Source organism: Clostridium guangxiense (genome assembly GCF_021043395.1).
GTDB classification, from domain to species: domain Bacteria; phylum Bacillota; class Clostridia; order Clostridiales; family Clostridiaceae; genus Clostridium_S; species Clostridium_S guangxiense.
The window spans coordinates 35,502-61,479 of sequence record NZ_JAJNKE010000020.1; the positions used below are offsets into that span (position 1 = coordinate 35,502).

The 25,978-nt window shown below is 30.6% G+C and carries 26 protein-coding genes and 1 riboswitch; of the genes, 23 read left to right on the top strand and 3 right to left on the bottom strand.

Annotation, left to right across the window (positions count from 1 at the left end; all coding sequences use genetic code 11):
• The first annotated feature begins 11 nt into the window (after positions 1–11).
• The 13 genes from rplQ (at position 12) to LQK79_RS12475 (ending at position 10,103) form a co-directional block, all read left to right on the top strand.
• Positions 12–353, top strand: a complete 342-nt coding sequence (gene rplQ / locus LQK79_RS12415) for a 50S ribosomal protein L17 (RefSeq protein WP_053242575.1) — start codon at positions 12–14, stop codon at positions 351–353.
• 84 nt (positions 354–437) lie between these two features.
• On the top strand, positions 438–1,283 hold the full coding sequence (locus LQK79_RS12420; protein ID WP_053242574.1) for an energy-coupling factor transporter ATPase: 846 nt from the start codon (positions 438–440) through the stop codon (positions 1,281–1,283).
• The gene (locus LQK79_RS12425) at positions 1,268–2,131 is read left to right on the top strand and encodes an energy-coupling factor transporter ATPase (RefSeq protein WP_231016750.1); all 864 of its coding nucleotides are present in this window, start codon (positions 1,268–1,270) and stop codon (positions 2,129–2,131) included. The genes LQK79_RS12420 and LQK79_RS12425 overlap by 16 nt, the downstream gene beginning before the upstream one ends.
• Positions 2,124–2,930, top strand: coding sequence for an energy-coupling factor transporter transmembrane component T family protein (locus LQK79_RS12430; protein WP_053242573.1), 807 nt, complete (start codon positions 2,124–2,126; stop codon positions 2,928–2,930). The genes LQK79_RS12425 and LQK79_RS12430 overlap by 8 nt, the downstream gene beginning before the upstream one ends.
• A gap of 14 nt (positions 2,931–2,944) precedes the next feature.
• Positions 2,945–3,679 (top strand): tRNA pseudouridine(38-40) synthase TruA, encoded by a 735-nt coding sequence (gene truA, locus LQK79_RS12435; RefSeq protein ID WP_231016764.1) that lies wholly within the window; start codon positions 2,945–2,947, stop codon positions 3,677–3,679.
• 183 nt (positions 3,680–3,862) lie between these two features.
• Positions 3,863–4,297 (top strand): 50S ribosomal protein L13, encoded by a 435-nt coding sequence (gene rplM / locus LQK79_RS12440; RefSeq protein WP_053242572.1) that lies wholly within the window; start codon positions 3,863–3,865, stop codon positions 4,295–4,297.
• Positions 4,298–4,321: 24 nt separating this feature from the next.
• On the top strand, positions 4,322–4,714 hold the full coding sequence (gene rpsI / locus LQK79_RS12445) for a 30S ribosomal protein S9 (RefSeq protein ID WP_053242571.1): 393 nt from the start codon (positions 4,322–4,324) through the stop codon (positions 4,712–4,714).
• Between the two features lie 403 nt (positions 4,715–5,117).
• Complete coding sequence (locus LQK79_RS12450) at positions 5,118–5,744, top strand: DUF47 domain-containing protein (protein ID WP_231016751.1); 627 nt, start codon at positions 5,118–5,120, stop codon at positions 5,742–5,744.
• Positions 5,737–6,729: an inorganic phosphate transporter gene (locus LQK79_RS12455; protein WP_053242570.1), complete on the top strand. Its 993-nt coding sequence runs from the start codon at positions 5,737–5,739 to the stop codon at positions 6,727–6,729. The genes LQK79_RS12450 and LQK79_RS12455 overlap by 8 nt, the downstream gene beginning before the upstream one ends.
• Before the next feature lie 223 nt (positions 6,730–6,952).
• Positions 6,953–7,648, top strand: coding sequence for an N-acetylmuramoyl-L-alanine amidase CwlD (cwlD, locus tag LQK79_RS12460; protein ID WP_269144141.1), 696 nt, complete (start codon positions 6,953–6,955; stop codon positions 7,646–7,648).
• Between the two features lie 499 nt (positions 7,649–8,147).
• Complete coding sequence (locus LQK79_RS12465; RefSeq protein WP_231016752.1) at positions 8,148–8,990, top strand: fumarate hydratase; 843 nt, start codon at positions 8,148–8,150, stop codon at positions 8,988–8,990.
• Positions 8,991–9,101: 111 nt separating this feature from the next.
• A complete protein-coding gene (locus tag LQK79_RS12470; RefSeq protein ID WP_231016753.1) occupies positions 9,102–9,659 on the top strand; it encodes a Fe-S-containing hydro-lyase in 558 nt (185 codons plus the stop codon).
• A gap of 93 nt (positions 9,660–9,752) precedes the next feature.
• Positions 9,753–10,103: a hypothetical protein gene (locus LQK79_RS12475; protein ID WP_231016754.1), complete on the top strand. Its 351-nt coding sequence runs from the start codon at positions 9,753–9,755 to the stop codon at positions 10,101–10,103.
• A 52-nt stretch (positions 10,104–10,155) separates the two neighbouring features.
• Here the strand turns inward: LQK79_RS12475 and LQK79_RS12480 are convergent, their stop codons facing one another.
• The gene (locus LQK79_RS12480) at positions 10,156–12,162 is read right to left on the bottom strand and encodes a sigma 54-interacting transcriptional regulator (RefSeq protein ID WP_231016755.1); all 2,007 of its coding nucleotides are present in this window, start codon (positions 12,160–12,162) and stop codon (positions 10,156–10,158) included.
• Positions 12,163–12,522: 360 nt separating this feature from the next.
• Between LQK79_RS12480 and ptsP the strand changes: the two genes are divergently transcribed.
• The 5 genes from ptsP (at position 12,523) to LQK79_RS12505 (ending at position 17,843) form a co-directional block, all read left to right on the top strand.
• Positions 12,523–14,151, top strand: a complete 1,629-nt coding sequence (ptsP, locus tag LQK79_RS12485; protein WP_157055769.1) for a phosphoenolpyruvate--protein phosphotransferase — start codon at positions 12,523–12,525, stop codon at positions 14,149–14,151.
• Positions 14,152–14,510: 359 nt separating this feature from the next.
• Positions 14,511–15,728 (top strand): tetratricopeptide repeat protein, encoded by a 1,218-nt coding sequence (locus LQK79_RS12490; RefSeq protein WP_231016756.1) that lies wholly within the window; start codon positions 14,511–14,513, stop codon positions 15,726–15,728.
• Between the two features lie 73 nt (positions 15,729–15,801).
• Positions 15,802–16,380, top strand: a complete 579-nt coding sequence (locus tag LQK79_RS12495) for a 5' nucleotidase, NT5C type (RefSeq protein WP_053242618.1) — start codon at positions 15,802–15,804, stop codon at positions 16,378–16,380.
• A gap of 268 nt (positions 16,381–16,648) precedes the next feature.
• On the top strand, positions 16,649–16,966 hold the full coding sequence (trxA, locus tag LQK79_RS12500) for a thioredoxin (RefSeq protein WP_053242617.1): 318 nt from the start codon (positions 16,649–16,651) through the stop codon (positions 16,964–16,966).
• A 16-nt stretch (positions 16,967–16,982) separates the two neighbouring features.
• Positions 16,983–17,843 carry an NAD(P)/FAD-dependent oxidoreductase gene (locus LQK79_RS12505; RefSeq protein WP_053242616.1) on the top strand — a complete coding sequence of 287 codons (861 nt, stop codon included), beginning with the start codon at positions 16,983–16,985 and terminating at the stop codon, positions 17,841–17,843.
• A 55-nt stretch (positions 17,844–17,898) separates the two neighbouring features.
• Here LQK79_RS12505 and LQK79_RS12510 read toward each other — a convergent pair whose 3' ends face one another.
• Complete coding sequence (locus LQK79_RS12510) at positions 17,899–18,474, bottom strand: cell wall hydrolase (RefSeq protein WP_053242615.1); 576 nt, start codon at positions 18,472–18,474, stop codon at positions 17,899–17,901.
• 3 nt (positions 18,475–18,477) lie between these two features.
• Positions 18,478–18,598, bottom strand: a riboswitch (cyclic di-AMP (ydaO/yuaA leader).
• 50 nt (positions 18,599–18,648) lie between these two features.
• A complete protein-coding gene (locus LQK79_RS12515; protein ID WP_231016757.1) occupies positions 18,649–19,641 on the bottom strand; it encodes a hypothetical protein in 993 nt (330 codons plus the stop codon).
• Positions 19,642–19,881: 240 nt separating this feature from the next.
• Here LQK79_RS12515 and cdaA point away from each other — a divergent pair, with 240 nt between their 5' ends.
• From cdaA to buk, 5 genes are all read left to right on the top strand, one after another.
• Positions 19,882–20,727, top strand: a complete 846-nt coding sequence (gene cdaA / locus LQK79_RS12520) for a diadenylate cyclase CdaA (protein ID WP_053242613.1) — start codon at positions 19,882–19,884, stop codon at positions 20,725–20,727.
• On the top strand, positions 20,700–21,911 hold the full coding sequence (locus LQK79_RS12525; RefSeq protein ID WP_231016758.1) for a CdaR family protein: 1,212 nt from the start codon (positions 20,700–20,702) through the stop codon (positions 21,909–21,911). The genes cdaA and LQK79_RS12525 overlap by 28 nt, the downstream gene beginning before the upstream one ends.
• 275 nt (positions 21,912–22,186) lie before the next feature.
• Positions 22,187–23,839, top strand: coding sequence for an NAD(P)/FAD-dependent oxidoreductase (locus LQK79_RS12530; RefSeq protein ID WP_231016759.1), 1,653 nt, complete (start codon positions 22,187–22,189; stop codon positions 23,837–23,839).
• Positions 23,840–23,956: 117 nt separating this feature from the next.
• Positions 23,957–24,862, top strand: coding sequence for a phosphate butyryltransferase (gene ptb / locus LQK79_RS12535; RefSeq protein WP_053242611.1), 906 nt, complete (start codon positions 23,957–23,959; stop codon positions 24,860–24,862).
• 25 nt (positions 24,863–24,887) lie between these two features.
• Positions 24,888–25,952, top strand: coding sequence for a butyrate kinase (gene buk / locus LQK79_RS12540; RefSeq protein WP_053242610.1), 1,065 nt, complete (start codon positions 24,888–24,890; stop codon positions 25,950–25,952).
• Positions 25,953–25,978: the final 26 nt, after the last annotated feature.

The window sequence follows — 25,978 nt, forward strand, 5'->3', positions numbered from 1 at the left end:
GAGGTAAAGGCATGGCAATACAACGTAAATTAGGTCGTCCTACTGATCAGAGAAGAGCAATGCTTAGAAATTTAGTTACAAGTTTCTTAAAGCATGGTAAGATACAGACAACTGAAACAAGAGCTAAGGAAACTAAGAATTTAGCAGAAAAAATGATCACTCTTGCAAAAAGAGGAGATTTACATGCTAGAAGACAGGTTCTTGCTTTCGTTACAGAGGAAGATGTAGTTAAAAAATTATTTGATGAAGTAGCTCCAAAGTACGCTGAAAGAAAAGGTGGTTACACTAGAATATACAAAATGGGACCACGTAGAGGAGACGGAGCAGAACAAGTAGTATTAGAATTAGTATAATAAATATTATAGGGGATTAAGTAGCTAATAACTTAGTCCCTATTTTAATAAGTACAGTGAAATTGCTGTAATTGGGGTGTTCGTATGTGTGAAAAGATGATAGAATGTGAAGATGTAGTTTATGAATACCATAATGAAAATAAAGAAAAAGGCAATATTGCAGTTAATGGAGTAAGTATTGATATTAATAAAGGTGAATTTCTTGTTATATTGGGGAAAAATGGCTCTGGTAAGTCAACACTTGCTAAGCACTTTAATGCTTTGCTTGTTCCTACACATGGTAAAGTTGTAGTTGATGGACTTGATACGTCAAATCCAGAAAATACATGGGATGTAAGACATAGTGCTGGTATGGTATTTCAAAACCCAGACAACCAATTGGTTGCTACTATTGTTGAGGAAGACGTAGCTTTTGGACCTGAAAATCTTGGAGTTGAGCCGAGCGAAATAAGAAAAAGAGTTGATGCTTCTTTAAAAAAAGTTGGAATGTATGAATATAGAAGGCATGCACCGCATCTTTTATCTGGAGGACAAAAACAAAGAGTTGCTATTGCTGGAATACTTGCAATGCAGCCTGAGTGTATAGTATTTGATGAGTCAACAGCAATGCTTGATCCATCAGGAAGAAAAGAAGTAATGAAAACAATAAAAGATTTGAACAAAAATAGTCATATGACTATTGTCCTTATAACTCATTTTATGGAAGAAGCTGTTGATGCTGATAGGATTGTTGTAATAGATGATGGTAAAATAATTAAAATTGGAACACCTAGAGAAGTTTTTAGTAATGTTGAAGTTATGAAAAATATAGGATTAGATGTTCCACAAATGACTGAATTATCGTATGAATTAAATAAAGAGGGTATTTCTATAAAAAGGGATATACTTACTATAGATGAGATGGTGAATGAATTATGTCGATTAAAATAGAAAATTTAACACATATATACATGCCAGGAACTCCATTTGAGAAGAAAGCTTTAGACAATGTAAATATTGTTATAAAGGATGGGGAGTTTAATGTACTCATTGGTCATACAGGTTCAGGAAAGTCCACTCTTATACAACATATAAATGGCCTATTAAAGCCTACATCAGGTAAGATTTTAGTAGATGATGTAGATATAACAGACAAATCAGTTAAAATGAGCGATATAAGGAAGAAAATAGGACTTGTTTTTCAGTATCCAGAATACCAGCTTTTTGAAGAAACCATAGAAAAGGATATAGCATATGGACCTACGAATTTAGGGCTTAGTGAAGAAGAAATACATAATAGAGTAAAAAGAGCTATGAATATAGTAGGATTAGATTATGAAACCTTTAAGAATAAGTCTCCTTTTGATTTAAGTGGGGGGCAAAAAAGAAGAGTAGCAATTGCAGGTGTAGTTGCTATGGAACCCAAAATATTAATACTTGATGAACCTACTGCAGGACTCGATCCAAGTGGAAGAGATGAAATTCTTTATCAAATAAAGAAACTCCAAGAAGAATATGGAATGACTATAATTTTAGTTTCACACAGTATGGAAGATGTGGCAAAAGTAGCAGACAAAATTTTTGTAATGTATAATGCTAAATGTATACTTAATGGTTCACCAGAGGAAATATTTACAGAAGTAGATACTTTGGAAAGTGTAGGTTTAGCTGTGCCTCAAGTAACATATTTGGTAAGGAAGCTTCGAGAAAGAGGATTTAATATATCTGAAAAAATATTCACTGTAGAACAAGCTAAAGCTGAAATACTTAAAGTGTTAGGAAGTGCAAAGAATGATTAAGGATATAACGATAGGACAGTATGTACCAGGTAATTCTTTTGTCCATAAATTAGATCCAAGAATTAAAATATTGTTATCACTAGTGTATGTAGTTGATTTGTTCTTGGTAAATAATTTTAAAGGATATATTTTTATTGTTGCTTTCACTATATTTATAATTTCAATTTCTCAAGTTCATATAAGCTATATATATAAAGGATTAAAGCCAATATTTATACTAATTATATTTACAGGAGCTATAAATATTTTAATGACACCAGGGAAAGGTGAGGCACTTTTTCGTTGGAGTTTTATACATGTATATAAAGAGGGGCTCATTTTAGCAGCATTTATGTCCATAAGACTTATATTTCTTATTATAGGAACATCAATTATTACTTTAACAACATCGCCAATTGAGCTTACTGATGGCATAGAAAAACTTTTAAATCCTATGAAAAAAATAGGGGTACCAGCCCATGAACTTGCTATGATGATGACTATAGCGCTAAGATTTATTCCAACACTCATCGATGAAACTGATAAAATAATGAAGGCACAAATGGCTAGAGGAGCAGATATTGACTCAGGAAATATATTTAATAGAGCTAAAAGTTTAGTGCCAATACTTGTACCGTTGTTTATTAGCTCATTTAGAAGAGCTGATGAGCTTGCAATGGCAATGGAAGCAAGATGTTATAGAGGTGGAGAAGGAAGAACAAGAATGAAAAAGCTTACGATTACATCTAGAGATTATATTGCAGTTTTTTCAGTATGTATTTTGGTTGGAATATCAATATGGAGTAACTTTTGGAAGTAATTCAGGTGGTTAATTTGAAAAATATAAAACTTACAGTAGAATATGATGGAACAAATTACTGCGGATGGCAAAGACAGCGTAATGGTAAAAGTATACAGCAGACTATAGAGGAAGCTATAGGTAGGGTTACAGGAGAAAATGTGAAGCTTATAGGTTCTAGTAGAACAGATGCAGGAGTGCATGCCAAAATGTATGTATGCAATTTCTTTACAAATTCTACTATACCACCAGAAAAAATAGGAATAGTAATAAATCATGAACTTCCAGAAGATATTGTAATATTAGCTTCTGAAGAGGTAGACAGCACGTTTCATTCTAGATACTGCAGCAAAGGGAAGATGTATAGTTATACCATATTAAATAGAAACGAAAGAGCTGCAATCGAAAGAAATTATGTATATCAATACGGTAGAAGTGTTGATGTTGAGGCTATGAAAAAAGCAGCAGTATATTTTTTAGGTAAACATGATTTTTCAGCTTTTAAAAGTACTGGAAGTTCCGTTAAAGATAATGTAAGAGCCATAAAAGAAGTGCGAGTTGAAAAAAATGGAGATTATATAAAAATATATGTGTCTGGTGATGGATTTTTGTATAATATGGTAAGAATTGTAGTTGGAACACTACTTTTAGTTGGGGAAAAGAAAATAAGTTCCCTATATGTTAAAGAAATTATAGAATCAAAGGATAGAGATAAAGCTGGCAAAGTAGTTCCTGCAAAAGGCCTTTGTCTCGAAAAGGTGTTTTATTAAGGTGATTTACTTAAAAATGCATTCAAGGTTCAGAGAGTTAATACCAGCTGAAATCTTATTTAATTGTTGACACACCAGGATAATTGTATTATAATAGTTATGTTTGTAAAATTGATAAAAAGATCCACTAGCCCCGGATCTTAGACATAGAATGCGCGAAAGAAGTTCGAGGAGGGAAAAAACATGAAATCGTATTTAGCAAAACCAGAACAAGTTGAAAGAAAATGGTATGTTGTTGACGTTTCAGGAATGGCATTAGGAAGAGCAGCTAGTCAAATAGCTACAATATTAAGAGGAAAAAATAAACCAACATATACTCCAAATGTGGATACAGGAGATTTCGTAATTGTTATAAATTCAGATAAGATAGTTTTAACAGGTAAAAAATTAGATCAAAAAATGCTTAGACACCACTCACTTTATCCAGGTGGTTTAAAGGAAATGCCTTATAGAAAAGCTATGGCTGTAAAATCTGATTTTGTATTCTATGAAGCAGTTAGAAGAATGCTTCCATCAGGTGTTTTAGGAAGAAAAATGCTTAAAAAATTAAAGGTATATAAAGGATCAGAACATAATAACGAGGCTCAGAAGCCAGAAGTATTAGAATTAAGATATTAGAAGTAACCGGAAGGAGGAAGTAAAATGGCAAAAGTACAGTATATAGGAACTGGAAGAAGAAAAGAAGCAATAGCAAGAGTAAGACTTGTACCTGGTGAAGGTAAAGTTACAATAAATAAGAGAGATTCACAAGAATATTTTGGACTTGAAACATTAAGAGTTATAATCAATCAACCACTAGTACTTACAGGTACTAAAGAAAAATTTGATGTAATAGTAAGTGTTAATGGTGGTGGATTCACAGGTCAAGCAGGAGCTATAAGACATGGTATAGCAAGAGCTTTATTAAAAGCTGATGATTCCTTAAGACCAGAACTTAAAAAAGCTGGATTCTTAACAAGAGATCCAAGAATGAAAGAAAGAAAGAAATACGGTCTCAAGAAAGCAAGAAGAGCACCACAATTCTCAAAGAGATAATTATTTCTATGCTTATTACATCCCAGCAAGATTACTTGCTGGGATTTTTTAAGAGTTTTGAAAAAGCTTAAATGCATTTTTATAATAAATTTCTTATTGTCATGAAAAAATATTAATAAAATAAGTCTAAATTTAATAAAATGTATTGTATATCTAAATAAAAATGCAATATAGATAATTCACAGAAAGACAATATATTCTATTGTACAAAATTATATGATATAATGTTATAGTTTAGAGTTAATTTTACTTTAGTCCCATCAAGTGAACAATCCTTTAAAAGTAGTATCTTATAAAACTAAATTTAATTATATACTTAAATATCTTTATTAATAGTATTTATTGTTTTTGTTTTTAACATAATAATATTTATATAAAATAAATAAAATATAGGAGGAATTTTATGTTTAGTTTATCACCCAAAGACGACAAGTTTTTCAATTTGTTTATTGAAAATGCAAAGATAATTTATGAAACTGCGTTATTATTTAAGGATTATGTTAATGAACCAGAAGATGGTGAAAGTAAGCTCAAAGTTATAAAAGATATGGAACATAAAAGTGACTATCAGCAGCACAATATTTTAAATGAACTCAACAAAACCTTTGTAACCCCCTTTGATAGAGAAGATATTTATGTAGTAGCCAACCTTATGGATGACATAGTGGATTTTATGGAAGTTGCTTCAAGTAGATTTATAATGTTTGATGTTCATGAATCCACAGATGATGCAAGAGCAATGGCAGAACTTGTGGTAAGATCATGCAGTAAGATTATAGAACTAATGAAAGAGTTTAAATTTATGAATAAAAGCAAAGAACTTCAGAATATAATTATTGAAATAAACAAGATAGAGGAAGAAGGTGACCTCTGTTTTAGAAAGGCAATAAGAGTTTTATTCACAGAAAAGAAGGATGACGTCCTCAACCTAATTAAATGGAGAGAGATATATCAATATATGGAAAATGTATTAGATGCTTGTGAATCTGTAGCTAATGTTGTAGAAGGAGTTGCTATGAAAAATGCTTAATTCTGCTGTATTAATAACAATAGTAATTGTAATGTTAGCTCTTACGTTTGATTTCATTAACGGCTTTCATGATAGCGCTAATGCTATAGCAACATCAGTTTCTACAAGAGTTTTAAGCATGAGATCAGCGGTTATAATGTCCGCATGTATGAATTTTTTAGGAGCTTTTATTAGCGATAAAGTAGCTAAAACGGTTGGTGATGGTATAATAGATCCTTTTAAGATATCACCAAAGGTTGTTTTAATTGCATTAATTGCAGCTATTATATGGGATCTTGTTACTTGGTATATTGGAATTCCAAGTAGTTCGTCTCATGCCCTAATTGGCGGTCTTATAGGTTCAGCTGTAGTGTACAAGGCTTCTTTTGTCGTGGTTAATTGGGTTACCTTTATGGAGAAAATAGTATTGTGGTTATTCTTATCTCCAATAATAGGATTTTTAGCAGGATACATAGTTATGATATTGCTTCAATGGATATTGAGAAGGTCCAAGCCAATGTTTGTCTCTAAGTTTTTTTCAAAAGCACAAATTGTTTCAGCGATGCTTATGGCACTTAATCATGGTGGTAATGATGCTCAAAAGTCTATGGGTGTTATTACAATGGCACTTTTAAGTATAGGTTCTTTAAATTCATTTTCAGTACCTGACTGGGTTAAGGCTGCTTGTGCACTTGCTATGGCATTAGGAACTTCATTTGGAGGCTATAAAATTATAAAGACTATGGGAATGAATATGGCTAGATTAGCTCCCGTAAATGGTTTTGCAGCTGAAACTGGAGCAGCAGCGGTAATTTTTTCAGCTACTATGTTCCATGCACCAGTAAGTACAACTCAAATAATTTCAACTTCAATTATGGGAGTTGCGGCGTCAAATAGAATGTCATCTGTAAGATGGATGCTTGCTAAGAATATAGTAATAGCCTGGGTTGTGACCATGCCAGTTTGTGCAGGAATTGCAGGATTAATTACACTATTTGTTAGATAGATATTTATATAGATAAAGGTTTTGTTACTTATATTATTATACATAATGGTTTATTAAAGGGTTATAGTGGTTAATTACAGCCGATAACCCTTTTTATTATACTTATTATAAATTATAAATGTTAACGAATTGTTGCCATTTGGATAATTTTACTTAAATAAAATTTACATTAAAGACGCAAAATAAATTAAATGATTAAAAAAATTGTTTAGGGGGTTATATTTTGCGTTTTATAAGTTGTAAAATAAGAAGAGTGATAGTTTTAATTTTACTTTTATCTTTTATCTTCCCATATAAAATTATTTATGCTAAAGGTTCTAATGAAGCACCCAAAATAATATTAATAGATCCAGGTCATGGTGGAATAGATGGTGGAGCTCAGGCAAAGGATGGTACATGTGAAAAAGATATAAACTTAAATATAAGCCTTAAATTAAAGAAGTATCTTGAAAGCAAAAAATTTAAGGTTATCATGACAAGACAGGAGGATAAAGGACTCTATACCGAAGGTGGGAAAATAAGAAAAAAAAAGCTTGAAGATTTAGAAAACAGATGTAAAATAAAATTAAATTCAAATTGTGATGCATTCATAAGTATTCATTTGAATATGTTCCCTCAAACACAATACTATGGAGCACAAGTTTGGTATGGAGATAATGAGAAAAGTGAAAAATTAGCTGGGATAATTCAAAGAAATGCAATTGATGACCTTGATAAAAGCAATAGGAGAAAAGAGAAACCGGCTAAAAACTCATATAAAATATTAAGATATGGTAAGGACATACCATCTGTTATTGTGGAATGCGGCTTTTTATCGAATGATGCAGAGAGACAAAAATTAAAAGACGTAAACTACCAACAAAAAATAGCAGATAGCATAGGAAAATCAGTTGAAGAATTCTTTAAAGAACTAGATTAAAGGAGTTATTGTACCAAATATAAATGTTGCAAAGCAACTATAGTGAAAGGTTTTAACTCGCTCTGCTAGTTAAAAGACTAACTTTTTTACTTTCGGTAAAAGTGAAGGGTTTTAACTTGCTTTGCTCATTAAAAAGTGAACTTTTTAATGAGGATTTTCCTTCGATTCTCTACGGAAAATCTTTAAATTAAATCAAAAATAATCATACGAAGGGCTTATTTAAATTAAAGTAAGTGGTGCCATAACAAAATATTAAATATTATTTATATATAAATGTCAATAAGGTTAAAAATTTTCCATAGTAAAACAGAGGAAAATTATCCTTAACTTTTGGCTTTAGCCAAAAAGTTCACCTTTGACGTGCAAAACATCGTCAAACCCTTCACTTTTCACATAAGTGAAAAAGTTAGTCTTTTAACAAGCAAGGCGAGTTAAAACCCTTAACTTAAATTAGTTATAAATGTAAAAGCCAATATATAAATAAGTTGGGGGTAAAAAATTGAGAGAAATAAGTTCAGAAAAAATAACAGAGGTAGTAAAAAGACTTTGTATTGAAGCAAATTATAATTTACCAGAGGATATAGATAAAAGTCTTAAAAAATTCTATGAAAATGAAAATTGGACTATTGCTAAAGATATGCTTGAGAAAATAATTAAAAATGTATCTATAGCTAAGAATGAACAAGTCCCAATTTGCCAAGATACAGGTATGGCGTGTGTTTTCTTAGAAATAGGACAAAATGTCCATGTTACAGGAAAATTAATTGAAGACGCGGTAAATGAAGGTGTTAGGCAAGGATACACAGAAGGGTATCTAAGAAAATCAGTAGTAAAAGATCCAATATATAGAGGAAATACGGGCGATAATACTCCAGCTATTGTATATTATGATATTGTAAAAGGTGACGAAATAAAAATAACAGTTGTACCTAAAGGCTTTGGCTCTGAAAATATGAGTAAAATTAAAATGTTAAAGCCATCTGAAGGTGTAGAAGGTGTAAAAGATTTTATAATTAAAACTGTAGAAGAGGCAGGACCAAATCCATGTCCACCTATGGTAATCGGAGTTGGAATAGGAGGAACCTTTGATAAGGCTGCATTTTTGGCTAAAAAATCTCTTATGAGACCCATAGATGTAAATAATAAGAATGAGAAGTATGCAGAACTTGAAAAAGAATTGTTAGAAAAAATAAATAAACTTGGTATAGGACCTCAAGGATTTGGTGGAAATACTACAGCACTTGGTCTAAATATAGAAACATATCCAACGCATATTGCCGGATTGCCTGTAGCTGTTAATATAAGCTGTCATGTAACAAGACATAAGAGTGAAATAATATAAGATAAACCATCTAAGACCCAAAATTTAATTGTAATAAAATGCCATGTATTAAGGCATTATGGACACTTAAATTTTGATAGTTGAAGTGTTTTATAAATAGGGGGAAATGGTATGGAAATTGTAATAAATTCTCCAGTTTGTGAAAAAGAAATATCAAAATTAAAAATAGGAGATAGAGTACTTATAAATGGTGTAATATATACTGCAAGAGATGCTGCACATAAAAGACTTGTAGAGCTGCTTGATGAAAATAAAAAGCTTCCTATAGATGTAAAAAATCAAATTATTTATTATGCCGGTCCTACACCAGCAAAACCTAATCATGTTATTGGTTCAGCTGGACCGACTACAAGTGGAAGAATGGATGCATATGCGCCTAGACTTTTAGATCTTGGACTAAAAGGTATGATAGGAAAAGGACTTAGATCAAAAGAGGTTATAGATTCTATAATTAAGAATAAGGCAGTTTATTTTGGAGCTATAGGTGGAGCAGCAGCACTTATTTCAAAAAGTATAGTTAAAGCCGAAGTTATTGCATATGAAGATTTGGGATCTGAAGCAATAAGAAGATTGGAAGTAGTTAACTTTCCAGCAATCGTGATAATAGATTCAAAGGGAAACAATCTCTATGAAGAAGGAAAAAAAGAATTTCTAAGGAACTTTAAATAGTTGTATAATTGTAAAAATATGTGATATTATATTAATTGTCAATTACGTTTAAAGTTTGGAAAGGAGATTGAGAACTTAGTTTCTCATATATTTATGAATTATGATTCAAAAACTTTAAGTCAATATAAAAATAATGGTGATATAGAAAAGTATTTAAGTAATAAATATAAGATGACTGTTTTGAAAATAGGTGTAAAGAGTTTGGTGAATATGAGAAATGAATTACCAGAAAGTGGCTTGATGGAATTAATAGAAAATATAATGGAGGATTCATTTAAAAAAGATATATTCTTAAAAATATTTACAGTAACCAGTTCCGGTCCAGTATTTTTTTTGGTGATTGATAAAAGGTATGAAGAGGTTAAGAGCATGTCTGATATAATATCAGATAAATATTTCTCAAAATGCAATGTTTATGTGGATATAACTAAATACATTGGCTAAGTAAATTTTTGAACCAAAATGCGTGTAAAAAGATTTTGGTTCAAAAAGATTATTATTTATCTACATCTAAGTTGTATTTTTTGCACTTTAGGGCCACTGTCCTGTGAGTTATTCCAAGAACTTTACCAACTTTATTAAAACTTTTGTATTTTTTCATTGCAAGTTCTAAAACTTTTTTTTCATAATCTTCAAGTTTTAATATAGGATTATTTTCATCAATAGTTATAGAATCAGTTTCGGGCTCAATATTTGATATATATATTGGCAAATCCTTTGAAGTTATAACATCATTGTCGCACATATTTATTGCCCTTTCTATTACATTTTCAAGTTCTCTTATGTTTCCAGGCCATTGATAATTTATTAGATAATATATACAGTTTTTATCTATATTTTTTATTGGTTTATTAAGTTTCTTACTTATATTTTTTATGAAATATTCTACAAGGAGGTTAATGTCCTCTTTTCTTTTTCTTAGAGGTGGTAAAAATATAGAAATAACATTCAATCTATAGTATAAATCTTCCCTAAATTCTCTTTTTTGTATCATTTCTTCTAAATTTCTATTTGTAGCAGCAATAATTCTAATGTCTACCTTTTGAGTAGTAAGACCTCCAACGCTTTCAAATTCTCTTTCTTGAATAACCCTTAGAAGCTTTGCCTGCATTGATTTTGGCATATCACCAATTTCGTCTAAAAATAAAGTTCCTGTATCAGCTATGTTAAGCTTTCCGGGTTTACTTTTAAAAGCACCTGTAAAAGCACCCTTTTCATATCCAAAAAGCTCACTTTCTAGTAGATTTTCAGGTATTGCAGCGCAATTTACTCTAACAAAAGGCTTGTCTCTTCTTGAACTATTAGTGTGTATTGCCTTGGCAATAAGTTCTTTACCAGTTCCACTTTCACCCCTTATTAGTACAGTAGAGGTTGAATTTGATGCCTTTGCAGCTGTAATTAAAGTATCCTTAAGGGAACTGCTGCTGCCAATAATATTGCTAAAAGAACCACTTAGTTTAGTATGTCTTATAAGTTCACTCTTATAGTAGTTTAATTCTTCTTCAGATTGTTCTAATTTTTTTGCGACATCTTTTATTTGATCTACAGTTTTAGAAATGGATATAACACCCTTGAAATAATTATCAATAAAAATGGGTTCCACGGTACACATTATATTTACATCATGTTTATTAATAAGCACATCTTCTATTGGTTTTTTTGAATCGAAAACCTTCATCCTATAACCATCAGGAGAAATTTCAATTAAGTCTTTTCCTATTATATCCTTTTCAGTGATATGAAAATTTGTTTTATAAGCAGGGTTTATATAGCTTATTTTTCTATGCTCGTCTACAAAACATATCAAATCATGAGAAGTTGCAAGTATCTTTTTAAATTTTTCATTTAATTCTTTTAAACCAATAAGTTCAGACATATCTTGAAAAACAGACACAGAACCAATCACATTATCTTTTGATATTATAGGTGAACTGTTTGAAATAATTGTGTTGTTTTTTATATGGTATATTTTACCTATTTCCTTTTCCTTGTTTTTCATTACCATTGGAAGTTCTGAATTTGGAAGTATGTTTTGTATAGGAAATCCCAATACGTCATTCAAGTTTTTATTTAGATATTTTAATGCATAGTTATTCATATAAGTAATATTGCAGTTTGAATCAACTACAACAATGCCAACAGGTAAGTTTTCAAGAATTTGTTCATTTGCTATGGTGTTTTCCTGTATTATAGCATCTATATTTGAAAATGAACTGTTTTTATCATTTAATTCTATGGTTATATAGTTGCTTAATTCAAGTACAGCTCTTTGACCATTTTTTGTGTCCTCAAAACAAGATAATTCTACAAGTTCATTTTCTTGAATTTTTAACGAAACAAGTGCTAGCATGCTTATGGCGATTGGTTCATTTGACGTCATCTTTCTTATGTATAAATTGATGTTGAATTTTTGTTTAATTTGAGAGGTTTTGTGAACAATCATAGCTGCAATTCTAGTATGAATTCCATTTTTTATATTTACCGATATGCAATTTTTAAACATAATCTAATCACCTTTCACGTTTTATGATAAAAATTATCAATAATCCCTAAAAGGTATGATAATTTTTATCAATTATATTTTACTACTATAAATAGCACATATCCACAAAAGTTTTGGAAAAAATATAAGTAAGTTAAGTTTTTATTATAACTGTTGATAAAAATTATCAAGAAATCAATTGAAATATTTAAGTTATGATTGTGTATGTCAATTTAAATATTACTTGAATTAAAAATTTCCTATGTTAAATACAGGTTTCACATGTAAAAACTAAATTAAAAATAATAAATTAAAGTACAATTGGCATATTTTTTGCTTATATAATTAGTGAAAGTTTATGCTATCTAAGGAGGAATTGTAATGCCCAATAATATAAAAAAGGGAATAGCGGCATCAAAAGGTTACGCTATAGGACATATTTTTATAAAGGCTGATAAAGAAGTTGAAATAGTTGAGAAGACAATATCTAATATAGAGGAAGAAAAAGCAAGATTTGAAGCTGCTGTAGAAGATTCAAGAAAACAGCTTACTAAAATAAAGGAAAAGGCTGTAAAGGATTTAGGCGCTGACAAAGCGGCTGTATTTGAAAGCCATATAATGCTTCTAGATGATCCTGAATTTGCAGGTCAAGCAAAATCTATGATAGAAGATAAGAAAATAAATGCTGAAAAAGCATTAAGTGACGTAATTGATAACTTTATGAATATATTTGCTGGAATAGAAGACGAATATATTAAAGAAAGAGTTGCAGACATAAAGGATGTTGGAAACAGAATACTTAATAACTTAACTGGAAATGGTTCAGGAGATCTTGGAGACATAGAAAAGGGAACTATTGTAGTAGCAAATGATTTAACACCTTCGGATACTGCACAACTTGATAAAGATAAGGTTGTTGCATTCCTAACTAATATAGGAGGTAGAACTTCTCACAGTGCTATAATGGCGAGAACATTAGAAATACCAGCTATAGTTGGTTTAAAAGATATAGTTTCTTCAGTTAAAAATGGAGATACAGTTATAGTTGATGGAATTGAAGGAGAAGCTATAATAAATCCAGATGAAAACACTTTAAGTGAATATACTGCTAAAAAAGAAGAATTTGAGAAAAAGCAGGAAGAACTTAAAAGACTTATAAATATAGAGACAAAAACAAAAGCAGGTAAAAGAGTAGAAGTTTGCGGAAACATAGGAAAGGCTAAAGATGTAGAGGCTGTTTTAGCAAATGGAGGAGACGGAGTAGGCTTATTTAGAACGGAGTTTCTTTACATGGATAGGGAATCAATGCCTACAGAAGATGAACAATTTGAAGCATATAAGCATGTTGTAGAAAAAATGGGTAAAAGACCTGTTGTTATAAGAACACTTGATATAGGTGGAGATAAGAAATTACCATATCTACCACTTCCAGAGGAGATGAATCCCTTCCTTGGCTTTAGAGCAATAAGACTTTGCCTTGGAAGAAAAGATATATTTAAAGTTCAATTAAGAGCACTTTTAAGAGCTTCAGTTTATGGAAACTTAAAAATCATGTTCCCAATGATCTCTTCACTTGAAGAATTCCTTGAAGCAAAAGAAGTTTTAAAAGAGTGCATGAATGAGCTTACTAAAGAAGGAAAGCCATTTAATGAAAAACTTGAAACAGGAATAATGGTTGAAATACCTGCAGCAGCAGTAAATTCAGAAGAACTTGCAAAATACGTTGATTTCTTTAGTATTGGAACTAACGATTTAATTCAATATACACTTGCAGCAGATAGAATGAATGAAAAAGTATCATATTTATACAATCCAATGCATCCCGCAGTTCTAAAGTTAATAAAAATGACTATAGAATCAGCACATAAAGAAGGAAAATGGTGTGGAATGTGCGGTGAAATGGCAGGAGACGAAAAAGCAATACCAACTCTTGTAGAGTATGGACTTGACGAGTTCTCAATGAGTGCTTCATCAATTCTTACTGCAAAAGAATTGATAATGAAAGCTTAAATTAAGGCATTATATTACTAAATATATATATATATTGGAGCAAACGGTACAGTGTATTGTTTGCTCCATTTTTTTTATCAGAGTACGAAGGACAATGAAGGATGATTTTTCTCTGTTTCACTACGGAAAATACTTAAATATAGAAGATAGCTGGATGACACTTTTAGAAATATAAAGTATAATGATTAAGAGTGAAACTAGCGTCAGCATTAAGTTCTAAGATTTTCTGGAATGAAATGAAAGAAAATCAACCATCACTGTACTCTCTACTCTAAATAAAAGGTTAATTGGTACAAAAATATTTTAGTTGATTTAAATATTACAGGTAATTTTAATATACATAGAACAAGGGTGATCATATGAATAAATCAAACAAGCTTTATAAAAGGGCACTGGCGCTTTTAGAAAATGGAAAAATTGATAAGGCAATTGAAGTTTGTGATAAAAGTATTGCTGAGGATATAAGAAATAAAGGAGCATTAGACCTTAAAGGATTGATTTTCTATTTAAAGGGAGACTTAAATGAGGCAAGAAAAGTGTGGCAGCTTAATTGTAAAGTTAATAAAGATAAAGCAGCAGAAAAATATCTTCAAGGTGTTGATAGTGATGAAAGGTTATTTCAATATTTTTTAAGGGCATTAAAATACATAGAAAAACTAAGAATAAATGAAGCGATGGAGCTTCTTGAGAAATGTGAAAGAAGTGATTATAATTCTATAAATGTGAATAATAATATTGCAATTTGCGCTGTGAAGCAGGGAGATTACAATAAAGCTAATATTCATTTAGAAAAGGTATTAAAATTAGACAGATCAAATGAAATGGCGCTGGAAACCAAGAAAAAGCTTCAGGATATTGGAATTATAAAATCAAAATTTAAAATTAAATCATTACTAAAGCTAGCAGCTGCAGTTACACTTGTGGTTTTAATTGGCTTTGGAGGTTTATACATATATAATGAAAACTTTAAAAATATAAGTAAAGTTTCTGTGAAAAAAGCAAAGAAGATAGCTGTAAAAAAACAAACTAAGGCAAAAGCAAAAAAAGAGGTGAAGGCTACTAATAAGTTTGATGCGGCAGAACTTCAAAATGCCATAAATAATAAGGATTATGAAAAAATATTTTATTACGAAGATAACTTTAAAAATGCAGACATTAGAATAAATGATAAAGTTTTAATGAATAAAGCATTAGAAATTCTTCAAAATGATGGGGTTGTATATTTTTATGGAGTAGCCAATGATTATGCTAAAAAAAGTGACTATGCTAATGCAGAAAAGTATTTTTTAAAAGCATATACATATGGAAGCAGCAATTATTTATATAAGGATACAATATATTTTTTGGCAACTTCATATAAAAATTCAGGTGATATAGAAAATGCAATTAAATATTATACAATGTACGATTCAAATTATAAAGCAGGAAGCTATGAAGAAACTGTTTTGTATGAACTTGCAGTTATTTATAAGGATCTAGATAAAGCAAAAGCTAAGAATTATGCTAGTAATCTTATAAATAATTACCCAAGGTCCGTATACATTAACTCCATAATAAAAAACATAATTTCGAATTAACACTAAGTTAATGCAGCTTTAATATAAGAATAATAAAATATCAATATAAATATTTATTCAGGGAGAGTTGTGTATGAAAAATTTAAATGTTTGTATTGATATTGATGGAACTTTGACCAATCCATACTACTGGCTTGATAAAACAGCAGAATATTTTAATAAAGTTGTTAGACATGAAGACTTTACAAAATATGAATATTCAAGGGTTATGGGAATTTCACAAAGTGAATACGAAGAGTTTTATGAGAAGTACAAGTTTAAATATCACAGTAAGGATATATTAAGATTTAAAGCAAAGGATATAATAAATAAGTTGTATTTAAGCAATAATATTTTCTTTGTAACGGCTAGAGATAAATCTCTTGAAATGTTGACTTTTTCATATTTAAATAAGAAAAATATTAAATTTGATAAGTTATTTGTATTAGGAACTCATCACAAGGTTAAAGAAGCAGAGGAACTTAAATGTGATATTTTTATTGAAGATAATCCTTATAATGCTGTGGAACTTTCAAATGCAGGTTTTAAAGTATTATTAATGGATACAACCTATAACAAAGCAATAGCACATCATAATATTATAAGGGTTTATGACTGGATTCATGTTGAAACGGTTATTAATAGCTTAATATTTGATGAAAAAGCAATTTAAATTGTGGAAATTTAATTTCTAAGATTTTCTGTATTAACAGAAAATCACACTTCACTGAATTCTCTAATCTAAAATCTCTATTATTTATTCTAAATTGCCAAAGTTTTGCAAAAAAATTTCTATAAATGCATGTATAACTTTAATTTTGTATCGTATAATAAAAACGTAGATTAAACGTATACAGAAAAAAACATTGACTTTATGTTATTAAGTGGTAAAATTATAATTAGAAACATACCCTATGGGGGTATACAAGGAGGAATAAATTATGGTAAAAGAAATAGGAGATTTAAATTTTGAAAGTGAAGTAACTGATCCAGAAAAGTTAGTAGTTGTTGATTTCTGGGCCCCATGGTGCGGACCTTGCAAAATGCTTGGACCAGTAATAGATGAAACATCTAATGAACTAAGTGAAAAAGCTAAATTTGTAAAAGTAAACGTAGATGAAAATCCTAATACAGCAAGCAAATTTGGAATTGCAAGCATACCAACAGTTATGATTTTCAAAAACGGAAGTCCTGTAGATACACTTGTTGGCTTTAGACCAAAGCAATCAATAATAAGTGAAATAGAAAAACACATATAAATTTTAGGATGTTAAGATGGATAGATACGATATAGCTGTTATTGGAAGCGGACCTGCAGGATTAGAAGCTGCCATTAATGCTAAAATTAGAAATAAAAAAGTAATAATCTTTGGAAATGAAAATTTAAGCAAGAGTTTAGTTTTAGCACCCAAAGTTAATAACTATTTAGGTTTTTATGGCTTATCAGGTGTGGAACTTAAAGATAAATTTAAGGAACATATAGATAAGATGGGTATATCTATAAATGTAGAAAAAGTAAATACCATATATGCTATGGGTGAGTATTTTTCAATTATGACAAGCAAGGAAAATTATGAGGCTAAAACTGTGATACTTGCTCTTGGAATGGAGCACACAAAACCGGTAAAGGGAGAAGATATACTTCTTGGAAGAGGTGTAGGATATTGTGCAACTTGTGATGCACCACTTTACAAAGACAAAATTGTTACAATAATAGGTTATAATAAAGAAGCTGAGAGTGAAGCAAATTATGTAAGTGAAATTGCAGCCAAAGTATACTATGTTCCTATGTATAAGGATGAGTATGGGCTTAACTCAAATATAGATATAGTAAAAGATTCTCCAGTTGAAATTACAGGACAAAATAAAGTAGAAAAGTTAGTTTTAAAAGCTGAAGAGATAGTTACGGACGGAGTTTTTGTACTAAAAGATAGTGCACCTCCAGAACAGCTTGTTCCTGGACTTCAAATGGAAAATAAACATATTAAGGTTAATAGAAAAATGGAGACAAATATCAAAGGATGCTATGCAGCAGGAGACTGCACTGGAAAGCCTTATCAATATATGAAAGCAGTTGGTGAAGGTCAAGTTGCTTCACTTAATGCAGTAGACTATTTAAATCAGAGTAGAGAGTAAAGATTAGAGAGTAAAGTTAAGAATGAACTTCTGAACTCTACTCTCTACTGTATTTTTAAGGTACTACAAAGAATACGTGTTTGCCTATAATTTTTATATTGTTCTTTTTTATATTATTCATCCATGAGGATGTTGATAACTGTGGATTATAAAAGTAAATTGCTTTTGGAGTAGGATCTTTTCCAGATAAGGCATCAAATACAGCAGAGTAACATTCTTTATTTGGTGTCACTGGTATATCTCCATCCCTAACACATGAAAAAGCATACTTTTGTTTAACGACATCTGTAACTGATTTTGGAAATTGAGGATTTTGAAGTCTGTTTAAAATTACAGATGCAACTGCAACTTTACCCTCATAAGGTTCAGAGCAGCTTTCAGCATATACAACCTTAGCCATTAAATCTACATCTTTGTTTGTAATGTAAATAGATTGACCATTAAAATTAAAAACCTGTACCGCATCGACCTTCTCTTCATATAAATTTTTTGCATTAGTATTGTTTTGAAAATGTAAAAGTTTATACTCTTTTGAACCCTCCTTAACTGGCGAAAACGCTTTTGCATAATTTGGGAATAAAAAACTTCCCATAAAAACAAATAATACAATAGCCCAAAAAGTTTTTCTCATTAAATTTCCTCCTTTTATTTACGAGGTTAGCTGACGGGTTCGGTAAAGGCATAACCTACACATAAATGTGATTCACCCCAAAACATGGTTTCCCCGTTTTTGTTAAACTTAGGCTATTGATATTATGCACAAAAATAAAAAAATAATTCATAAGTAAAATAAAATAAAGAAAATTTATTTATTTTTTTCTGAAATGTATTTTTTTTCAAAAGTGTTATAATCCTTAGTGGTCTTCTTAAAAGCATCCTTAGCTTCCTTGTAAATGTCATTTATATCGGAGGAAGAAACACTGGCGTCTTTTAAATTTGACTCGTAATTTAGTGCAGAAATAAAGTTGTTAATATAAGAAACATAATCATTTAAAACTAAATTGAAGTCTTTGTAAATATCAATCCTATTTGAAGGAACTGATAAATTTTGAAAATTGTTTTCTAGATTTATAAATTCAGCATCATTTTTGTTTATTTTGTCAAATGCATAATCATAGCTTATGATTTTTTTACGAGTTTTAGTTGCATAATCTGAAAAATCGGTTCTTATAAGATTAAATTGAGTGCATATAGCATCCATAGTGTTATCAAAATCACTGCTCATGGAAAGGCTAAAGTTTTTATCAGTTTTATTTCTCTTTCTTATTGTAAAGTAAGTTTGAAAAGAGTCTATAAATTTTAAAGTGTTATCCGGAAGAGAAAATTTTTCATTGTTTATTGTAATTTTTGAATAGTATTTTGTTGATAAATTCTTGTATGTATTAAGTGAGTTCATTGAAGCATCAATATCTGGAGCATCTGGATTATTTGCGCAGGCTTCAAGCTGTTTGTATAATAGAATGTTATTCTTAATGCCATTTTTTAAATTAAAGATTAAAGTTTTATACTTATCATTTATGCTTAACTTTGACAGCTTTGAAGCTTCTTTTGTTAATGCAGTTGATATTTTTTTTATATCTTTTCCAGTTTGTTTTGAATCAAGTTCCTTTGAATTTAAACTAGCTGATTTTTCATTTGCTTTTTTTATTTCATCGGTTATTGTTACTATAGCTTTTTCACTGGAAGTGTATTTATTTAAATTAAACAGACTATAAACTATAAAAATTGTTAAAAATACTATTGCAAGTAAGGAAAGTATGTACAGCAGTATTTTTATTTTAGCGGATTTAATATTCACAATAATTACCTCCTCAAAAAAATATATATATAAGATTATATGAATAATAAACTTGCAAATTACACTTTGAAGAAAATTAAGAAGGTAATTCGAAATTGTAAAAGGTTTTTAAATAATAATATATATATACTATAATAACTTTTGGTAGTGTATAATTATATTTAAGGAATAATAACTGAATTGTTTAAACTGTATTTAATAAGATTTTTACAAATGTACTTTATACTAGGAGGTGAGAATATGGAATTTATAGATATTGTAAACAGTGCAGTTAGGGGAATAACTATTTGGTCCGTAATGGATATTATCGTGGTATCATATATTTTTTATAAAGGTTATATGCTTATAAAAGAAACAAGGGCAGTACAGCTTTTAAAAGGAATACTTTTAATTATACTTTTAATTCCAATAAGTGATTTATTGCATCTCACAATGTTAAACTGGATATTACAAAGAACTATAACAATAGGTGTTCTTTCTATAATAATTATATTTCAACCTGAGATAAGAAGGGCACTTGAGCAGCTGGGAAGAACTGCTTTTAATGAATCTCATATACTTGAAAATGAAAAGGAATATGAAAAACTAATAGATGAAATTGTAAATAGTGTTGGAAACTTAGCGGAGCAAAAGACTGGAGCACTTATTATAATAGAGCAGAAGACAGGATTAGAAGATATAATAAGTACGGGAACAAAAATAGATGCATTAGTTTCATCGGCACTTTTAGAAAATATTTTTGTTGTAAATACACCACTGCATGACGGAGCAACCATAATAAGAAATGGAAGAATAGCAGCAGCAGGATGTTTTTTGCCACTTACTTCAAATAATGATTTAAATAAAAAGCTTGGAACAAGGCATAGAGCAGGAATTGGAATATCAGAAAACTCTGATGGACTTGTAATAATAGTATCTGAAGAAACTGGAAATATATCACTTGCTATAAATGGTAAATTAACTAGAGATTATAGCAAGGAAAAATTAAAAGCCATATTAATGAGGATAATAAGGATTAGGTATAGTAAGAAAACGGCATTGAAAGAGAAGGTGAAAAGATGGAGACAAACAGGAAAAAACAAATAGTTGTAAGAATAGTCTGTTTAATAGCTTCTTTTTGTCTATGGCTTTATATAAATAATTATGAAAATCCTATAAAAACATATAAGGTTAAGAATGTTACTGTACAAGTTTCAAATCAGGACTTACTTAAACAAAATAATTTCGTTCTTTCACCAAATCAAGACTTTAAAATAAATTTAACAATTAAAGGCAATGCTGTAGATGTATTTTCAGTTAGAGCCAGCGACTTTAAACTAGTTGCAGATTTAAGTTCTTATGCACTAAAAAAAGGTGATAATAGGATACCTGTAAAAATTGAAAAATATCCTAATAACATAAATGTAGTTCAAACGGATAGCTTATGGGTTGATGTTAATTTAGATGAGTATGCACAAAAAACCGTTCCGGTAACTACAAATATACAGGGGAAGCCTCAAATAGGACGTTACTCATCAGAGGCTACAGTTAATCCCAGAAATGTTACTGTGAGTGGTCCGTCAAAAAATGTACGATTGGTAGATCATGTAGAGGTCAATGTTAATGTAAGTAACTTAAGCAGTGATGCACAACTTAAAGTTACACCTCAACCTGTTGATTCAAAGGGAAATCTTATAAGCGATGTTAAGGTGCAGCCGGGTACTATAAATGTGAGCGTACCAATAAGAAAAGCTAAAAGTGTAAGTATAAATGTAAAAACCTCAGGTCAGCTTCCTTTAAATTTAAGTATAAAATCTATATATTCTGAACAAGACTATGTAGATATAATAGGAAATGAAAGTGCACTAGGAGATGTAAGTACGATAGATACAGAACCTGTAGATTTGAGCAGCATAACAGGTGATACTGAACTAAAGGTTAAATTAAATGTTCCTAAAAATATGAGAGTTGTTGGAAGCAGCACTGTAACAGTAAAAATAACAACCCAGAAAACAACAAATAGTGGAGCAAATAGCAATGTGAATTTAACTGTAAATGTAAATGCAATAAACCTGGATGAAAGCCTAAAAGCAGAAATAAAACCTTCCAGCATAGCGGTTGTTGTTTCTGGAGGTACGAATATTACCAGCGATGCATTGAAAGCAAATGTAGATTTAAATAATTTAAAAGAAGGTACCTATACTTTACCTGTAAATGTGACAATGCCAAGCGGAGTAAATAAAATATCACAGATACCGGAGAAAGTAAGCGTTACGATAAGTAAAAAATAGAGTACGGAGTACAGAGTACAGTGAAGGATGATTTTCCTCCGCTTCGCTGCGGAAAATCTTTAATTATAAAAAGCAATGAAGCTTAGCAGAGCTAAGCAAAGTAGTTTTAAAAATTTCGTGTCAGCATTAAGTTTTAAGATTTTCTGTGATAGCAGAAAATCACCCATAACTGTACTCTGTACTCTGTCATCTGTACTCTGATTTAATTGTTATCCAAATATTTTATTCAATTTAAAATTTGTAGGGTGATTTGAATATAGAGAGGAGCATAAAGCTTGAGTTTAAGAATAAGCAATATAAACATAGATATAGATGAAGACATTGAAACAATAAATAAAAAGGCGGCAAAGAAACTTAGGATTTCCGAGAAAGACATTAAAAGTTTAAAAATACTTAGGGAGTCTATAGATGCAAGGCGTAAAGACACAATAAAATTTAACTATATGGTTGAGGTTAATTGTGAAAATGAAGATAAGCTGCTTAAGAAGATACATGATAGAGATGTAATTAAGGAAAAAGAAACTGTAGACGAGGTTTTTAAATTTGGAAATGAAAAATTAAAACACAGACCTGTTATTGTTGGAATGGGACCAGCTGGAATGTTTGCAGCTTTGACCTTAGCTAAAAATGGATATTCTCCTCTAGTAATAGAAAGAGGAGAAAAAGTTGAGGATAGAACTAAAACTATTAATACTTTTTGGGAAGGTGGAAAGCTAAATACAGAATCCAATGTTCAGTTTGGAGAAGGGGGAGCAGGAACTTTTTCAGATGGGAAGCTTACAACAAGAATAAAAGACTATAGATGCAGTATTGTTATAGATGAGTTTGTAAAAAGTGGAGCGCCAGAGGAAATAGCTTATGTTGGAAAACCACATATAGGAACAGATATATTAAAAAAGGTTGTTAAGAATATAAGAAAAAAAGTTATAGAACTTGGAGGGGAAATTTTATTTAAAAGCAAACTGGAAGACTTAATAATAAAGGATGATAAGCTTCAGGCGGTGGTTGTAAATGGAGAAGAAATTCCATGTGAATGTTTAATAATGGCTATAGGTCATAGTTCTAGAGATACATATGAAATGCTATATAGAAATCAAATATTTATGGAAACCAAGCCTTTTGCTATAGGAGTTAGAATAGAGCATAAGCAGGAACTTATAAATGAAAATCAATATGGAAAATATAAAAATCATCCAAGGCTTAAAGCTGCGGATTATAGGCTTACATACACAACAAAAGAAACAAAACGTGGAGTTTACAGCTTCTGCATGTGTCCGGGAGGAGAGGTTGTGGCGGCAGCGTCAGAAAATGAAAGGCTTGTTACAAATGGCATGAGCTATTTTAAAAGAGACAAAGAAAATGCCAATTCTGCCCTTGTGGTATCAGTTAATAATGAAGATTTTAAAAAAGAAATTGATTTGTATAAAAAGTATATTCCGGATTTAGATAGGTTTGGTAGAGATAACTATCCACTTTGGGGTATGGAATTTCAAAGGTATTATGAGCATCTTGCGTATATAGCAGGGGGCAGCAATTATTGTGCTCCAATCCAACTTGTAGGAGATTTTATGAAGGATAGAAAAAGTACTAAATTGGGATCAGTTACTCCAACCTATAAACCAGGCTATAATCTTTCTAATCTTAAAGAATGTTTGCCAAATTACGTAATAGATTCTCTTAAAGAAGGAATAGAGAATTTTGATAAAAAAATAACAGGATTTATGGATGATAATGCTATTATGACAGGGATAGAGACAAGAACATCTGCACCAGTTAAAATATGCAGAAACAAGGAGCTTGAGAGTGTTTCTCTTAAAGGGCTTTATCCAGCGGGAGAAGGAGCGGGTTTTGCAGGCGGAATAATATCCGCAGCTGTTGATGGTATTAAAGCTGCAGAAAGTGTTATGCAAAAATATAAATTGGACTGAATTTTCTGAAAAAACAAGTTTTTGGATAAAAGTTTGTTAAAATAAAGATATAATAAATCAGTGCACAGTTTACAGTGCGAAGTGCACTGTGAACTAAAAGAAGGGGAGAACTTAATAATGATTAAGAGTTTTAATGAAATTATTGAAAAAGTTAAGAAAAACGAAATGAAAAAAGTTTCTGTAGCAGTAGCACAGGATGAGGCAGTACTTCAAGCAATAAAAGATGCAAAAGACAAGGGAATTGCAAATGCAATACTTGTAGGAGATCACGATGAAATAGTATCAATAGCTTTAAAAATAGGAATGGACATAAATCAATTTGAAATAGTAAATGAACCGGATGTAAAAAAAGCAGCTCTTAAAGCAGTAGAATTAGTATCACAAGGAAAAGCAGATATGGTTATGAAAGGACTTGTTGATACAGCTACATTCTTAAGATCAGTACTTAACAAAGAAGTTGGACTTAGAACAGGAAAATTAATGTCACATGTAGCAATATTTGAAACAGAAGCATTTGACAGATTATTATTCTTAACAGATGTTGCTTTCAATATGTACCCTGAATTAAAGGATAAAGTTCAAATAATAAATAATGCGGTTAAAGTAGCTCACGCAGTTGGAATAGAAGAACCAAAGGTTGCACCAGTTTGTGCAGTTGAAGTTGTAAACCCAAACATGCCAGCAACACTTGATGCAGCAATGCTTGCAAAAATGAGCGACAGAGGACAAATAAAAGGATGCGTAGTTGATGGACCTTTAGCCCTTGATATAGCATTATCAGAAGAAGCAGCACATCATAAAAAAGTAAGCGGACCTGTAGCAGGAAAAGCAGATATACTTTTAATGCCTAATATAGAAACTGGAAATGTTATGTACAAAACTTTAACTTACACAACTCATTCTAAAAATGGATGTCTTCTTGTTGGAACAGCAGCACCAGTTGTGCTTACTTCAAGAGCAGATAGCCATGAAACAAAAATGTATTCAATAGCACTTGCAGCACTTGTTGCTAGCCATAAATAATTAGTTAGGCTTTGGAGGGAAAATAATGTATAGATTATTAATTATCAATCCTGGATCAACATCAACAAAAATAGGTGTATATGACGACGAAAAAGAAATATTTGAAAAAACTTTAAGACATTCAGCAGAAGAAATAGGTAAATATAAGACAATTTTTGATCAATTTGAATTTAGAAAAGATGTTATACTTGATGCTTTAAAAGAAGCTAATATAGATATAAAAACTTTAAATGGAATAGTTGGAAGAGGCGGAATGTTAAAGCCTTTAGTAAGCGGAACTTATGAAGTTAATGATGCTATGATAAATGACCTTAAAATAGGAGTTCAAGGACAGCATGCAGCAAATCTTGCAGGAATAATAGCAAAAGAAATAGGAAAAAGCTTAGAAATTCCGGCATATATAGTAGATCCTATAGTTGTTGATGAATTAGGTGATGTTGCAAGAGTATCTGGTATGCCAGACATTCCAAGAAAAAGCATTTTCCATGCATTAAATCAAAAAGCTGTGGCAAGAAGATATGCAAAAGAAAATGGTAAAAAGTATGAGGACTTAAATCTTATAGTAGCTCACATGGGCGGTGGAACAACAGTTGGAACACATCAAAAGGGAGTAGTTGTTGATGTAAACAATGGTCTTGATGGAGAAGGCCCTTTCTCACCAGAAAGAAGCGGTGGAGTTCCAATAGGAGATCTTGTAAGAATGTGCTTCAGCGGAAAGTACACTTATGAAGAAATGATGAAAAAGATAAATGGTAAAGGCGGAGTTGTTGGATATTTAAACACTCTTGACTTTAAATCTGTAGTAGATAAAGCACTTGAAGGCGACAAGGATTGCAAACTTATATATGAAGCATTTACATACCAGGTTGCAAAAGAAATAGGAAAATGTGCAGCAGTTTTGAGTGGACAAGTAGATGCAATTCTTCTAACTGGTGGAATTGCTTACAATGAACATGTATGCAAAGCAATAACAGATAGAGTTAAATTTATAGCTCCTGTAGTACAATACGGTGGTGAAGATGAACTTTTAGCTCTTGCTGAAGGCGGACTTAGAGTTTTAAGAGGAGAAGAAAAAGCTAAACAATACTAATTTATAAAAATAAATCTACATTATAT

What these genes read in the sequence shown, in the direction of transcription:
- rplQ (WP_053242575.1), top strand. Translation starts at nt 12, where the DNA reads ATGGCAATACAACGTAAATTAGGTCGTCCTACTGATCAGAGAAGAGCA.
- LQK79_RS12420 (WP_053242574.1), top strand. Translation starts at nt 438, where the DNA reads ATGTGTGAAAAGATGATAGAATGTGAAGATGTAGTTTATGAATACCAT.
- LQK79_RS12425 (WP_231016750.1), top strand. Translation starts at nt 1,268, where the DNA reads ATGTCGATTAAAATAGAAAATTTAACACATATATACATGCCAGGAACT.
- LQK79_RS12430 (WP_053242573.1), top strand. Translation starts at nt 2,124, where the DNA reads ATGATTAAGGATATAACGATAGGACAGTATGTACCAGGTAATTCTTTT.
- rplM (WP_053242572.1), top strand. Translation starts at nt 3,863, where the DNA reads ATGAAATCGTATTTAGCAAAACCAGAACAAGTTGAAAGAAAATGGTAT.
- rpsI (WP_053242571.1), top strand. Translation starts at nt 4,322, where the DNA reads ATGGCAAAAGTACAGTATATAGGAACTGGAAGAAGAAAAGAAGCAATA.
- LQK79_RS12450 (WP_231016751.1), top strand. Translation starts at nt 5,118, where the DNA reads ATGTTTAGTTTATCACCCAAAGACGACAAGTTTTTCAATTTGTTTATT.
- LQK79_RS12455 (WP_053242570.1), top strand. Translation starts at nt 5,737, where the DNA reads ATGCTTAATTCTGCTGTATTAATAACAATAGTAATTGTAATGTTAGCT.
- LQK79_RS12470 (WP_231016753.1), top strand. Translation starts at nt 9,102, where the DNA reads ATGGAAATTGTAATAAATTCTCCAGTTTGTGAAAAAGAAATATCAAAA.
- LQK79_RS12475 (WP_231016754.1), top strand. Translation starts at nt 9,753, where the DNA reads ATGAATTATGATTCAAAAACTTTAAGTCAATATAAAAATAATGGTGAT.
- LQK79_RS12480 (WP_231016755.1), bottom strand. Translation starts at nt 12,162, where the DNA reads ATGTTTAAAAATTGCATATCGGTAAATATAAAAAATGGAATTCATACT.
- ptsP (WP_157055769.1), top strand. Translation starts at nt 12,523, where the DNA reads ATGCCCAATAATATAAAAAAGGGAATAGCGGCATCAAAAGGTTACGCT.
- LQK79_RS12490 (WP_231016756.1), top strand. Translation starts at nt 14,511, where the DNA reads ATGAATAAATCAAACAAGCTTTATAAAAGGGCACTGGCGCTTTTAGAA.
- LQK79_RS12495 (WP_053242618.1), top strand. Translation starts at nt 15,802, where the DNA reads ATGAAAAATTTAAATGTTTGTATTGATATTGATGGAACTTTGACCAAT.
- trxA (WP_053242617.1), top strand. Translation starts at nt 16,649, where the DNA reads ATGGTAAAAGAAATAGGAGATTTAAATTTTGAAAGTGAAGTAACTGAT.
- LQK79_RS12505 (WP_053242616.1), top strand. Translation starts at nt 16,983, where the DNA reads ATGGATAGATACGATATAGCTGTTATTGGAAGCGGACCTGCAGGATTA.
- LQK79_RS12510 (WP_053242615.1), bottom strand. Translation starts at nt 18,474, where the DNA reads ATGAGAAAAACTTTTTGGGCTATTGTATTATTTGTTTTTATGGGAAGT.
- cdaA (WP_053242613.1), top strand. Translation starts at nt 19,882, where the DNA reads ATGGAATTTATAGATATTGTAAACAGTGCAGTTAGGGGAATAACTATT.
- LQK79_RS12525 (WP_231016758.1), top strand. Translation starts at nt 20,700, where the DNA reads ATGGAGACAAACAGGAAAAAACAAATAGTTGTAAGAATAGTCTGTTTA.
- ptb (WP_053242611.1), top strand. Translation starts at nt 23,957, where the DNA reads ATGATTAAGAGTTTTAATGAAATTATTGAAAAAGTTAAGAAAAACGAA.
- buk (WP_053242610.1), top strand. Translation starts at nt 24,888, where the DNA reads ATGTATAGATTATTAATTATCAATCCTGGATCAACATCAACAAAAATA.